Here is a 13,757-nt window from a genome sequence, read left to right as displayed (position 1 = left end):
GTACTCTTGAAAGGATTTGAGATAGGGTGGATTATAATCGCGATGATGAACAGTACGCCTCCGAACAGCCCCGCCGCAGCAAGAGAGGGTACTTTCTATCAAGTCTGATCGGCGTCATCGTCGGGGCCGCGCTCATGGCATTCCTGCTGCCGTACTGGACAGGCGGAGACCATGGGGAAAGCAGCAAAAGCACCAGCCAGCGTCTCGGCAGCGAACAGGTGAAAACAGTCAACGTAAATGTCAATGACGCTGTCACGAATATGGTCAGCCGTGTATCAGATTCGGTAGTCGGTGTTCTCAATATCCAAAAGACCGATATTTGGGGAGAGGGCGGCGAAGCGGGAAGCGGGTCCGGCGTCATTTACAAAAAGAACGGAAACACTTCTTATATCGTAACCAATCACCATGTCATTGAAGGTGCGACTGAGATTGAGATCAGCCTGAAGGATGGCTCGCGCGTGCCTGCTGAGCTGATCGGGAGCGACCGTCTGATGGATCTCGCTGTGCTGAAGGTGAAGTCTGATAAAATCAAATCGGCCGCCCAGTTCGGCAATTCCGATCAGGTCAAAGTCGGAGAACCGGTCATTGCGATCGGAAATCCGCTCGGGCTTGAATTTGCGGGATCAGTGACACAGGGGATCATTTCAGGCACGGAAAGGGCGGTGCCCGTTGACTCAAACGGCGACGGACAGCCGGATTGGAATGCGGAAGTGCTGCAGACCGATGCCGCGATTAATCCCGGCAACAGCGGCGGCGCTTTGATGGATATATCGGGCAAGGTGGTCGGCATCAACTCAATGAAGATCGCTGAATCCGCCGTTGAAGGAATCGGCCTGTCCATCCCGTCAAAGCTTGTCATTCCCGTTATTCAGGATTTAGAAAAATACGGAGAAGTCAGACGGCCTTTCCTCGGTATTGAGATGAAATCCTTAACGGATATTGCGAGCTACCATTGGAGCCAGACGCTGAAACTTCCGAAAGGCATTAAAACCGGGGCAGTCATTATGGGTGTCGACGCGTTTTCACCGGCCGGAAAAGCGGGTTTGAAAAAGCTCGACGTGATTACCGGGTTCGACGGACATAAGGTCAATGACGTTGTGGATCTCCGTGAGCGCCTGTATCGCAAAAAGATCGGCGACCGTGTGAACATCACGTTCTACCGTTCGGGAAAGAAAAAAACAGCGGAAGTCAAACTGACAGAAGCGGATCGATTACAAAAATAAAAAAACAGCCCGGATATCCGGGCTGTTTTTTATTGATTTATTTGTTAATATTATACTATTGTGAGTACGGGAGGTGAAACACATGAAAACGGCTGATGTGATCATCGTATTGAATGAAATTGAAGGTGAATGTGAAGGAAGAATTATTTTAGAATGCAGAATTTAAGAACATGAAACATGTCATATCAAACGTCCTTTTTCAGGGCGCTTTTTTTATGCCTTTTTTCAGAAGCCATAAAAAAGAACTGAACGTGGGTCACAACACGTTCAGTTAAAAATGGGTATATTTAGAAAAAGGCAGACATGAACTTAGAACTTTGTGATTGAAACAGACTGGTGCTGCTGAATTGAAGCGGCAGATGAAACTGCCGGCAGCTTATTTTTTGTTATTTACAGATGGCTCCGTTTTGAGCGTTTACTTTCACCGTTTGTTCCGTATGGTTTTGGGCAGTGATTTTCACGATGTACTTGTAGACGCCGTTTTCTTTCTTCATTTCAGACGATTTCACAGCGCCTTTGCAATGGCTGAGCGCGATGGAATGCGCTTTTTTAGAAGCGATCATCACTTGTTTTTTCTGCACTTCTTCTTTCAGGATTTTTCCGCTTTTGCCTTCCATGTGGAGCGTATGAAGCTTGCCGTCCTGGCCGAATATGCTGACAACATAGACTGATACGCCGTTTTCTTTTTTCATTTGAGCGGATTTCACAGCGCCTTTGCAATGGCTGAGCGCGAACGATTCCGCTTTTGCACGGGTCATGTGTTGCTGGTTATTCTTTATATCATGTTTGACGATTTTGCTGTTTTTACAATTGATATGGAATGTGTGAAGCTTCCCGTCTTGTCCTGACACCTGAACCACGTAAACCATAGCGTTATGTTCGGTCTTCAGCTCAGAAGACTTCACTGTTCCTTTGCAATTCTTCACGGCGATTTTTTCAGCGCCGGATTTTGAGATGAATTGCTGTTTCTTTTCAATTTGGTGTTTCACGACTTTTCCGCTGGAGCTGTTGACATTGACGGTGTGCTGCTTTCCTTTTACGTCAAGGACGTTGACAACATATACGTAAGCGCCGTTGACTTTTTTCATTTGCGCTGATTGAACGGCGCCTTTGCAGCTGCAGTTTTTCAATGCGGTCTCTTTCGCTTTAGAGATAGAAACGGAAGCCTGCTGTTTCGTTTCCACTTTCGTCTGCGCTGCGTCATCCTTATGAATGACAGCCGCATGCGCTGAAGTTAAAGAACTGATTGAAAGTATGGTCCCCAGTGCAGCTCCTGATAAAACTTTTGTAATTCCCATCATATATTCCTCCTTAAACATTTCATTGTTGGCTTCCCAACTAAGGCTTATTGTAAAGACCCAAACTGAAAACAACATGAATCTAAGCTGAAAACTTCCTGAATTCAGCGGATTTTCAGCTTAGATTCAGTTTTGTTTCAGATAAAAGCGAATAATAGAAGGGGAAGCGAAAAAAATAAACACAGGCTGATACATCTAAGGAGAGACTGCATCATGGATAAGTTGAAAGGCATCAAGGTGCTGATTGTAGACGACGAGCCCGCCATCATTGATTTTTTAACGATGGGGCTTGTCAATGAAGGGTTTGAAGTGATGTCCGCGGCAGACGGGATGTCGGCGATGAATCTTGTGAAAACATTTCAGCCTCATATTGCCGTTTTGGACGTGATGATGCCGGGAATGAATGGGCTTGAGCTGTCAAGGATGCTTAAGAAAACAAGCAATACCGCCATCATCATGCTGACCGCGAAGGATGAAGTAGAGTTTCGCGTAAAGGCGCTGATTGAAGGCGCTGATGATTACATGATCAAACCGTTCAGCTTTGAGGAGCTGCTTGCCAGAATTTACGCAAGAATCCGCAACCAGTTTCCGCATCTTTTCGATGAGGTGGTGCTCGGCCCCTTCCGAATCGATGACCGGAGCAGAGAGATTTTTTACAATGAACAGCCTTTGAAGCTGTCCGCCACCGAGTATGAACTGCTGAAATGTTTAGTGCTCCACCACGGAACGGTTCTCAGCAAAACGAGGATTCTCGATCAGGTATGGGGCTATGATTTTTACGGGGAAGACAATATCGTCGAGGTGTACATCCGTTCTTTGCGCGAAAAGCTGAAGGACAAAGAACACAAGGTGATTCGCACGGTTCGGGGCGCCGGGTACAGGGTGGATCTGGCATGAAACGGCTGTACAGAACCCTGCGATTCCAGCTCCTGTTCAGGTCACTGGCGATTTTGGCTTTGCTGTTATGTTTTATCGGCGGCACTCAGTACATGTTTATGACACGGACGATGTATGAAAATCAGGCGATCAGCATTCAGAGTTATATCAATTCAATGGATCAAAGCGTATGGAGGTCAATCAAAACCCTTGCCCGTTCCGAAACACCGGCTCATCCGAATTTGATTTACCCCGGGGTGACGGTTGCTTTTATCAATCCATCATACAAGATGTCTGTTTTATCAGAAGACCCGCACGCGGGGGCCGCTCCTTCTTTTCCGAAAAAAGTGTATCAGGATGCGCTGACAGATACAATGGCGCTTCACTATCAGGTGGCTCACAATAAGGCGGGTGAGGAAATCATCGTCGTGTTTCAGGCGATTTCCGTTGACGGAAGGCAGGCGGGAGTTGTGCAGATGAGCACGCTGACCCAGCCTCTGAATGATTCGCTTTTCCGCCAGATCAGCATTTTCGCGGTGCTTTCCTTTGCGGCTTTGGTCATCGGACTGTTTGTTTTCTTGCCGGTGATCCGGCTCACACTCAAGCCGCTGTTCCGCATTGTGCGTATGATGGGTGACATTCATGCCGGAAGTCTCGATAAACGGCTGCCGATCGATAGGAAGCAGGCCGAAATTGAGTCATTGGGCATCTCCATCAATCAGATGCTGGAACGGATTGAAACCTCTTTTCAGGCGGAAAAAGAAGCGAAGGAACGAATCCGGCAGTTTGTATCAGACGCATCACATGAGCTGAGAACGCCGCTTACCTCCATTCACGGCTTTATCGAAATTTTAATGCGCGGAGCGGCGGAAAAGCCGGAGCAGAAAGAAAAAGCGCTTCAAAGCATGTACGCGGAATCCGCCAGGGCGAATAAGCTGATAGAGGATCTTCTGTTTCTCGCGAAGATTGACCGGGTGCCGAGCTTTGAAATGAAAAAAGGCGCATTGGGAGACGTCATTTTGGAAATGGAGGCTCAGCTGAAGCTGCTCGCGAGAAACCGGAAGCTCGAGTTCTTTGTCGATCAAAAGATAGAAGCCGTTTTTGACAAAGACAAAATGAAGCAGGTCATTCTCAATCTCTTTTACAATGCGGTGCAGCATACGGATGAAGACACGGGTGTCATCACCGTCTCCCTGCAGAAAGACGGAGGAATCATGCTTATGATTGCGGATAACGGAACGGGAATCGCTCCGGAGCATGTGCCTCATTTGTTTGACCGGTTTTACAGGGCGGAAACCTCCCGATCCCGTCAATCCGGCGGCGCGGGGCTGGGTCTTGCCATTACAAAAACCATTATCGACAGCCATAACGGAACAATTGAAGTGAAAAGTGAGCAGGGAAAAGGCTCCGTGTTCATCATCCGGCTGCCGGGATAAACCGGGAAGCAGGAAGAAATATCACAATTTATATATAAATTCTAAATTTTCAAAAAATAACTTGTCCTTTTCCAATATTGATGATAATATCTAGTTATTGGTAAAGGGGGTGTGTACTGATGAAGATTGAAGAACTTGATCTTGATACAGAAACAGCAAGCTTGGTGCATCGCTGCTAGTAAAGCCGTGACTCCCCTCATTGGGGAGTTATTATCTTTCAGGGGGTATGTCATGATGTCAACGGACTGTAAGCGCTGGAAGTTTAAAGACAGCGTGCAGGTGCTGACCTACGCGGCGCATATTATCATTCAATATCGAAAGGCGATTAAGCTTACGCATACGAGTGAGATCAAAGAGGCGGTTGAACGGCTGATCACCGGCTGTGAAAAACAAGAGCTTTCTGATCTTCTGGGAGAGGAAGCGGGAAACCAGTTTTTCGATGCATTAATGAAATTGGATGCTTTAATAGAGCCATGGCAAAACGGCCGTGAAGGCCGCATCACTGAAAAGCAGCTGTACCATTTTGAGAAATACAACCAAAACCCCAATCTGATCCAAAAGAGATTAGACGGCAGCAGGGCAGCGATCGTGGGTCTGGGGGGCGTCGGAACGATCATTCTTCAAAACCTTTTGGCGGCGGGCATGCAGCATTTTATTCTCATTGATTTCGATGCCGTATCAGTACATAACCTGAACAGACAATTCGTCTATAATAAATCTTCTGTAGGCAAATTAAAGATCTCAGAATGCAGAGATTATATTGCGGGTATCAATCCCCGTGCGGACGCAGCACTTTACCATAAGGAAATTACACAGCCGCAGGACCTGCGTGTGTTAGATCCGTACGAAATTGATATCGTCATAAATGCCGCTGACAAACCCCATAACATTTCTGAATGGGTTTACCGGTATTGCAAGGAGCGGAGTATTGCATTTATGACCGGGGGTGTCGGCAGCTTCAGCGGCCAATGGGGGCCTCTGCTCACGCCTGAATCCTATCAATCCGGCATCACCTATGAAAAAAACATGCCGGCCGGACTTCTGAACTGTTACCCCAATGAGCCGATCAAAGGTTCCTTAGGAGCGACAAACGGTATTATATCCTCGTTTATGTCTCATGACATTATCACATACCTTGCAGGCGGAAGCCCGAAATCCCTGAATACCCGTATCGGCCTGGACTTTGACGGCCTTCATATTACAGAAACGAAGCTTTCTCAAAAGGAAAGCGCTTTATGAAGACGATACATCGTACGGCGAGAAAACCGGGCGACCCTCTGAAAATAGAAATCGACACAAGCCCGATACGCTTGAACCCATTAGATACGCAGGATTACACAAGCAAGATGATTTGCAGCATTATGTATGAAAGTCTGCTGGACGGCTATAACTGCCGGATCATCCGCAAAGATCCACGCACCTGTCAGGTGGACATTCACCCGGACTATTTAGGTGACGCCGAGGGTGTGGTTCAAACGATCATCTATCATCTGACGAAAGAAAATCAAAGCCCCCATCTCGGCAGTTTCCTGAACATAAAACAGGCCGTTCCGTATGTAAAAGGCCTCGTCTCATCCGATCAGCTCGGGGTGAACGTAACGGGTGAAAAAAGTTTTGAAGTCACCTTGGACGAGCCGTCTGATGAAATAGAAGCCGTTTTGCAGAGCAGCTTTCTGATTCCTGGGACCGCCGGGGGCGATGTGCCGGAAAACGGCCCGTACCGATTCAAGCGTACGTTTGAGAAGGGGCTGGAATTTGAGCGGAATCCGCAATATAAAATGACGCCCGCGGATCACCGCACGGTTCAGACCATCCAATTTATTTTGAATGATGATCTGGAAAAAAGCATCGGGCTGTACGAAGCGAATCAAACGGACGTGACCTGCCACACCCAGTTTCATCATTCAAACATGAGGTATCGGCAGTATGCTGATTTTAAAGAAAATCATTTGCCGATGTTATTTACCTTCAAGGTAAAGGACGACATGCTGAGAACTTTCATACAGCATTATTTTGATAAACAAAAGCTGGCCGGCGATTTGGGGCATATCATCACACCGACTGATTCACTGATCGGTATATGGGAAAGCGGGAGGACACCGCAGAAAGATCCGCCCCTTTTGACAAAAGAAGAGCCGATCCGAATCGTTTATGCCGATTATTATCCCAACGGAGAGATCATTGAAAGGCTGGCTGATCTGTTTCGGCGGGCCGGAGCGGACGTATCTGTCTCCCGCGTCAGTCATTTCAATGATTATTACCATATGGATAAAAGCGGGTTTGATATTGAGCTCCATTTGTTCCTGCCGGCTTACATGCATGAGCTGAGCTATATCAAATATTTTATCCGCGACATCAGCGATCCAGAGAAGAAAAAAACGATCGTTGATGCCATAGGATCTGAAAAAAAGAAGGAACTTTTTGGGTTATTCGAGAATACAACTCATTATTGCCCAATTTGTTTTGGGAAAAGTCTGTATCTGCAAGATCCATGTATAGAGGGTTTTAGTGTAAAGACTGACGGGCTCCTTTCTGTTCATGATGTTAAATGCAGATAGCTGGAAAGGGGTATTCATTTGCGGAATCGAAATTTGCTTTACTTCTCCGGTTTTTTCGGAAACTTCTTTTTCGAACGGGGAATTTGGATTTTATATTTAACAAGTATGAATTATTCATTGTTTCTAGTGGGCATCCTGCAATCGGTCCTGAATTTGGCGATGTTTCTGGCGGAAGTGCCGAGCGGCGTCATCTCGGACAGAATCGGGAGAAAAAAATCGCTCTTGCTCGGCCATTTTATGGTCATTATCTATTTGGTGATGTTCCTGAGCTTCCATAACTTCATCGCCCTCTTCATCGCCCATATTATATACGGTATCGGGCTGACGTTTATATCAGGAACGGATCACGCCTTTTTGTTTGATTCACTGAAAGAACAAGGGAAAGAAAAGTGGTACGGCAAATCCATCGGAAATTATAACGGACTTGTCATACTCGGTCTTGCGATCGCCATGGGCATCGGCGGCTACTTGCAGGAAATATCATGGTCGTATGTGTTTATCGCCGGGATTGTCACTCAGCTGATTGCGATGGCGGTCATTACACAGCTGACGGAAATCAAATTTGAAAACAGTGAACACGAAACGCAGACGGTCGGTGACATCTTAAAAGAAGTCAAAGATTTCTTCAGGCTGAACAAAGCCTTTAAATATCTGGTGCTGTCACTCTCCGTTTTCTTTGCGATTACATCGGTTTTTTATATGTACGGACAAGATTTGTTAAGTCAGGAAGGGCTGTCCGTGCGCAATATATCCATTATTTTTGCGGGACTGTCCATCTTGCAGGCGCTGTGCTCCATCTTTTCTTCAAAGCCGGCGGAAAAATTCACGCCGAGGCGCGTGCTTCTGCTGACATTCTGCATCATCGGGGCGGCCTATCTGTTTATACCATCGGGCAGTCTGTACGTGACGATTGCAGCTTTTGTCGTCATTAACGCGCTCTATGATGTGATAGAACCCGTATCCAGTCAGGTGGTGAATAATGAGATTCCGTCCAGAACGAGAGCCACGCTGCTGTCCATTATCAGTTTGATGACCTCGCTCTTCATGTTCATTGCCTTTCCGTTTATCGGATTCTTAACGGACTATTTTGATTCAGCTTTGCTGCTGACCGCAATCGGGGTATTATCCATCTTATTGTCGCTGTTTATGATGCTCAGCTTTTACAAACTGAAAGCGAGCGTCGCCATCCAGAATAAAGTCGAGCTTTGAACCAGAATGACAAAGGGATGATGTGAGTTGCTGAATATTCATAATCTTACGGTAAATTTAGCGGGAGATACGATTTTCAAACAAGTTTCTTTTTTCATCAATGAAGGCGAGAAAGTGCTTGTGGCCGGGCCGAACGGTTCCGGCAAAAGCACGCTGTTCAGGGTGCTTTCCGGAGAGCTTGAGGCAGATGAAGGAACGATTGCGATCAACAAAGGGGCGAAGGTCGGTTTGCTGAAGCAGATCGCTGATCCCCATGAGGATCTGACGTTGTATCAATATCTGGAAAAGTCGTTTGAAGCTCTCGCGGCGATCCAGAAGGAAATGAAGGCCATTGAGCTGAAGCTTTCGGAACCGATGAGTGATGACGAGCTGACTGCTTTATTGGAAAAATACAGTCAATATACGGAAACATTTGAGCGGAACAACGGCTACCAGATGCACGCGATGATTGACGAGGTATGCAACGGGCTCAGCCTCAGCGAATTAAAGGACCAGCCGTTCTCAAAGCTGAGCGGCGGCGAAAAAACAAAAGCCGGCCTTGCCGAAATTTTAATCCGCAACGACGACGTTATACTGCTGGACGAACCGACCAACCATTTAGACGTCCATGCGATCGAGTGGCTTGAAGGGTTTATTAAAAAATCGAACAAAACCATTCTGTTTACGACCCACGATAAAACGTTTGCCGACCAAACGGCGATGAAGGTGCTCGAGATTGACGATACCGAGGTGAAGATTTGGCCTTACGGATTCAGCGAATACTTGAAAAAGCGGGAAGAATTCATCATCGCCCAGTTTGAGAAATATGAAGAACAGCAGAGAAAAATACAGAAGATGAAGGAATCCATCGCCCAGCTGAGAGATTGGGCCAACCGCTCAAATCCGCCGTCTGTCGGCCTGCACAGACGCGCGAATAATATGGAAAAGGCGCTGAAAAGGATTGAGCTGATCAATAAGCCGGTCCGGACGGAGCAAAAATTAAAAAACGCATTTCAGGAAGCGGGCGCCGGTTCAAAAGATATTGTGTTCATTGAAAACGGAAAGGTGACCAACGGATCTTCCCTTTTATATCAAAATGTGAATCTGCGCATAAAGCATAAAGACAGAATCGGCATCGTCGGCAGAAACGGCGTCGGCAAAACAACGCTGATCCGCTGCATCATCGGGGAAAGAGAACTGTCGGACGGCACCATTAAAGTGGGGGAAAATCTTAAGATAGGCTACATTGATCAAAAGAGCCAAGTCGGAGATTCGAGTCAGACGATTCTGCAATTCTTTAAAGAAAATCTGCTGACTGAAGAGGGCATGGCCCGGAATATGCTGGCCAAGTACGGATTTTACGGGTCGTCGGTCTTTAAAAAACTTTCCGTCCTGTCGGGCGGTGAGAGAATCAGGCTGAAGCTGTCCATCTTAATGGAAAAAAAGCTGAATGTCCTGATCCTGGATGAGCCGACCAACCACTTGGATATTGAATCTCAGGAAATTCTCGAAAACAGCCTGATGCAGTTTCAAGGCACCATCATCTGCGTTTCTCACGACAGAAACCTGCTGGAGAAGTTCAACAAGATTTTCTGGCTTGAGAATCAAAACGTCACCATCTTTTCAGGTCCATACAGTTACGCCAAACAAAAAAAACGGCAGATTGCCGAATAAAAGGGGAATGGATATGACCATTGACAGACTGACAATCAATGAGTTATCGTACGATCTTTTTGTAAGCGAGTATGCTGATAAGAAACCTTTTATTTTGACGGGGGCAATGGATCACTGGGAATGCAGACCGTGGACGCTTGAATACATTGACGAACACTATGGAGACAGAATGGTCACCATCCGGAAATCAGATATCGAAGGGGTCAAAACGTTTAAACAAGTAAAGCTTTCCAACTATATCGAGTACATTGATCAGAATGATGACAAATGGTACTGTGACTGGAATTTTACGCAGCTGAACCAAAATGACTTAGACCTTGTCTATTCCGCACCCGAGTATTTTACAAAAGACACATTGAGAGCGGATGAAGAAACGGGACGGGACTGGAAATGGTTCTTTCTCGGTTCTAAGCAGACAGGCACGCCGCTGCATCAGGATTTTAACAACACGCACGCGTGGAACGGCGTCATTTTCGGGGAGAAGGAATGGATCTTCTATCATCCGGACGACTCTCCGTATTTGTACGAAGGAAATATCAATGTCTTTGATGAAAAAGACATTGAGCAAAAACCGCTGGTGCAAAAGGCGTCTCCGATCCGCTTCAGACAAAAGGCGGGAGAAATCATTTACGCGCCGCGCCATTGGTGGCATCAAGTCGAGAATACGGAACATACTTTGGCAGTGAGTGAGAACTTTTGGTTTACCGGAGAGCGGCTTGCCAATCAGATATAAACGAAAGGCTGAGGAGCATCTCAGCCTTTTTTGTATGGATTCATTTCATCCGGTCCAGACCGAATTTTTTCAGGCGGTATTGCAGGCTCTGTCTGCTGATTCCGAGCTCGTTTGCCGTTTTGGATATGTTATTGCCGTGTTTTCTCAGGGTTTTTTCGATCATGTATTTTTCGAAGTTTTCCATTTTGTCTTTTAAATCTGTGCCGGGCTGGGTGCTTGCGGCGGCTTTGCTTTCCGTGTCAGCGGGTTTGATTTTCATCCGGTATTGGTAAGGCAGGTGGGCCGCCGTAATCGTCGTTTCATCCGTCATAAAGTTCATGGCGCCTTCAATCATATGTTCAAGCTCGCGAATGTTGCCCGGCCAGTCATATTCCAGGAAGAATCGCTGCACAGCGTCACTGATCGAATCGACATGCATTTGAAACAGGTGATTGTTTTTCTGGATAAAGACTTCGGCCAGAGGCAGAATATCCTCCTTGCGCTCCCGGAGCGGGGGAATGATCAGCGTGACAACGCTTAAGCGGTAGTATAAATCTTTGCGCAGCCGCTCTTCTGAAATGGCGGTGATCGGGTCTTCATTCATCGTGGCGATGATGCGGACGTCAATCGGTTTGTCCTGAGCTGATCCGATGCGCCTGATTTTCTTTTCCTGAAGGGCGCGGAGCAGTTTTGCCTGCAGGCTGAGATTGAGAGAGTTGATCTCATCAAGGAGCAGGGTGCCTCCCTGCGCCTGCTCAAATAAGCCGGGCTGGTCGATGGCTCCGGTAAAGGCGCCTTTTTTCGTGCCGAATAAAATACTTTCGACCAGGCTGTCCGGCAGAGCGGCGCAGTTTTGTGAGATGAACGGGGCGCCTGAGCGCTGGCTGCCGTTGTGAATGCTTTGGGCGAACAGTTCCTTGCCTGTTCCCGTCTCGCCGGCCAAAAGAACGGACGATGACGTACGGGTTGCCCGTTTCGCGTTTTCGATGACTTCCCGAATAACCGAGCTGTTGCCGAGAATACTGTCAAACGTGTAGCTGTTCTGTTCTTTCCTGTGCATGTTCTCCCTGATCAGCCGTTCGAGCTTGGTGACGTCCTTGGCGATTTCCACGGCGCCCTTGATCTCGCCGTTTTGCACAATCGGGAAGGTGTGGTTGATCGTCGTGATTTCCTGGCCTTTGTTATTGAAATAGCTTTGCTTCACATTTTTAATCGTTTTGCCTTCTTGAAGGGCCTGAACGAGCGTGCTGTCCTGCTGATTGGAAAACATAAATACATCAGTCAGGTTTTTATGCAGGACGTCCCGTTCATCCATATCTTCAATCTGCATCATTTTCTTATTGTAAATGACGGTGCTGCCCTTCTCGTCCACCACATGCAGCCCGACATCAATCTCTTCCAGAATGCTTTGTAACACGAGTGTGTAAAATTCGCTGGTTGTGTGCAGGTCAATTCCCCCTCTCAATCGTCTTAACATTCATTATTTTAAAATAAATCGAACGGGAAACGCAAAAGAATTTTGCGCTTGGACGATGTTTAAAAATAAATGGAAATTGAGGTAATAAAACCATTGACTTTTTTAGGGAAATGATTGATATTTAGATATATACTTAAATATCTAAATCATGTACGTATGAGAGGGGGAAAGTTTTTGAATAAAGCTTTTAAAGCACTGGCCGATCCTACAAGGAGAAAAATTTTGGATTTGTTAAAGAAACAAGACATGACAGCTGGCGAAATTGCGGAACACTTCGACATGTCAAAACCCAGTATTTCTCATCACCTTACCATATTGAAAAATACTGATTTGGTTCACGATGAGAGGAAAGGCCAATTTATTATGTATTCATTAAATACCACTGTATTACAGGATCTTATAGGCTGGTTCTTTTCTCTGACTGATTCAGAACATGATAATAAGAAAGGCGGGGAATCATGAAAAAATATCTCTTTTCAGCAGGAATCATAGTTTTAACTGTTTTCACGTGGGTTTTCACATATTCATCTTTACCAGACAATTTGGCGACACACTGGGGATTAAACGGAAGTGCAAATGATTACCAAACGAAAGCTAATGCGATGATGATGCTTATTGGCATCATGATTATTCTATATATTTTAATGGTTCTCATCCCTAAGATTGATCCTAAAAATAACTACAAAACATTTACCCGGCCATATATAGCTATATTTAATACAATGTTTGCGGTTCTGTTTGTCATTAATCTGATGACCATCTTGACCGGCCTGGGATATGATCTCCCTATATCTTATTTAGGAAACTTTATAGTGGGAGTCATTTTCATGGTGTTTGGAAACTTCATTCAGATCGTTAAGCCTAATTTCTTTTTAGGGATAAGAACACCTTGGACGCTGAGCAGTGAAAGAGTTTGGAAGGATACACACAGGGTTAGTTCGAAAATTTTTGTCTTAGCGGGCATACTCATGATGCTTGCAGCTTTTTTGCCGCCGGTATATAGAGTGTCAGTCATTTTCATTGCGGCAATCGGCTGTATCATATTATCTTTACTATATTCTTACATTGTATATCAGAGACAATTGAATAAATAATTGTTGAATAGGAGCAATCTAATTGGATTGCTCCTATTTTGTCAGCGGGAAACGCAAAAAAATTTTGCGCTTGGCTGAAGTTTGCACGCAAACTGCCGGAAAATTTTGCGGGAAAAGAAAGAATGCTGGCGAAACATCCCGTTTTTTCGGATTGGCACGGGACTTGCTTTATAAAAAGGGAAAGCAAGATCTAATGTTGAATGATTACAAAACAAGGGGGA

At 45.9% G+C, this 13,757-nt stretch carries 12 protein-coding genes; 10 read left to right on the top strand and 2 right to left on the bottom strand.

All coding sequences use genetic code 11. The annotated features are described in order from the left end of the window. Positions 1 to 26: 26 nt before the first annotated feature. Positions 27 to 1,223: a S1C family serine protease gene (locus tag HWY38_RS04925; protein ID WP_007407894.1), complete on the top strand. Its 1,197-nt coding sequence runs from the start codon at positions 27 to 29 to the stop codon at positions 1,221 to 1,223. A 386-nt stretch (positions 1,224 to 1,609) separates the two neighbouring features. Here the strand turns inward: HWY38_RS04925 and HWY38_RS04920 are convergent, their stop codons facing one another. After that, complete coding sequence (locus tag HWY38_RS04920; RefSeq protein WP_224181388.1) at positions 1,610 to 2,521, bottom strand: PepSY domain-containing protein; 912 nt, start codon at positions 2,519 to 2,521, stop codon at positions 1,610 to 1,612. A 213-nt stretch (positions 2,522 to 2,734) separates the two neighbouring features. On the opposite strand from HWY38_RS04920, the gene HWY38_RS04915 reads away from it, so the two are divergent. The 7 genes from HWY38_RS04915 (at position 2,735) to HWY38_RS04885 (ending at position 10,986) form a co-directional block, all read left to right on the top strand. Continuing rightward, positions 2,735 to 3,418 (top strand): response regulator transcription factor, encoded by a 684-nt coding sequence (locus HWY38_RS04915; protein WP_224181387.1) that lies wholly within the window; start codon positions 2,735 to 2,737, stop codon positions 3,416 to 3,418. Next, the gene (locus tag HWY38_RS04910; RefSeq protein ID WP_224181386.1) at positions 3,415 to 4,833 is read left to right on the top strand and encodes a sensor histidine kinase; all 1,419 of its coding nucleotides are present in this window, start codon (positions 3,415 to 3,417) and stop codon (positions 4,831 to 4,833) included. Before HWY38_RS04915 ends, HWY38_RS04910 begins: the two co-directional genes overlap by 4 nt. A gap of 231 nt (positions 4,834 to 5,064) precedes the next feature. Further along, positions 5,065 to 6,072, top strand: coding sequence for a ThiF family adenylyltransferase (locus HWY38_RS04905; protein WP_224181385.1), 1,008 nt, complete (start codon positions 5,065 to 5,067; stop codon positions 6,070 to 6,072). Then, positions 6,069 to 7,391: an ABC transporter substrate-binding protein gene (locus HWY38_RS04900; RefSeq protein WP_224181384.1), complete on the top strand. Its 1,323-nt coding sequence runs from the start codon at positions 6,069 to 6,071 to the stop codon at positions 7,389 to 7,391. The genes HWY38_RS04905 and HWY38_RS04900 overlap by 4 nt, the downstream gene beginning before the upstream one ends. 18 nt (positions 7,392 to 7,409) lie before the next feature. After that, positions 7,410 to 8,600 (top strand): MFS transporter, encoded by a 1,191-nt coding sequence (locus HWY38_RS04895; RefSeq protein ID WP_012118887.1) that lies wholly within the window; start codon positions 7,410 to 7,412, stop codon positions 8,598 to 8,600. Between the two features lie 27 nt (positions 8,601 to 8,627). Next, entirely contained in the window at positions 8,628 to 10,253 is a 1,626-nt protein-coding gene (locus tag HWY38_RS04890) for an ABC-F family ATP-binding cassette domain-containing protein (protein WP_224181383.1), read from the top strand. Between the two features lie 13 nt (positions 10,254 to 10,266). Continuing rightward, the gene (locus tag HWY38_RS04885) at positions 10,267 to 10,986 is read left to right on the top strand and encodes a cupin-like domain-containing protein (RefSeq protein ID WP_007407887.1); all 720 of its coding nucleotides are present in this window, start codon (positions 10,267 to 10,269) and stop codon (positions 10,984 to 10,986) included. Between the two features lie 40 nt (positions 10,987 to 11,026). Here the strand turns inward: HWY38_RS04885 and HWY38_RS04880 are convergent, their stop codons facing one another. After that, complete coding sequence (locus HWY38_RS04880; protein WP_411908463.1) at positions 11,027 to 12,442, bottom strand: sigma-54 interaction domain-containing protein; 1,416 nt, start codon at positions 12,440 to 12,442, stop codon at positions 11,027 to 11,029. A gap of 174 nt (positions 12,443 to 12,616) precedes the next feature. Between HWY38_RS04880 and HWY38_RS04875 the strand changes: the two genes are divergently transcribed. Together HWY38_RS04875 and HWY38_RS04870 are read left to right on the top strand one after the other, a co-directional pair. Then, positions 12,617 to 12,904: an autorepressor SdpR family transcription factor gene (locus HWY38_RS04875; protein WP_032875437.1), complete on the top strand. Its 288-nt coding sequence runs from the start codon at positions 12,617 to 12,619 to the stop codon at positions 12,902 to 12,904. Then, a complete protein-coding gene (locus HWY38_RS04870; protein ID WP_224181382.1) occupies positions 12,901 to 13,536 on the top strand; it encodes an SdpI family protein in 636 nt (211 codons plus the stop codon). The genes HWY38_RS04875 and HWY38_RS04870 overlap by 4 nt, the downstream gene beginning before the upstream one ends. Positions 13,537 to 13,757 lie beyond the last annotated feature (221 nt).

Source organism: Bacillus sp. KS1 (genome assembly GCF_020075515.1).
GTDB lineage: Bacteria > Bacillota > Bacilli > Bacillales > Bacillaceae > Bacillus > Bacillus velezensis.
Note: the sequence above shows the minus strand (reverse complement) of the source record. Positions and strands in the feature narration are given on the sequence as shown.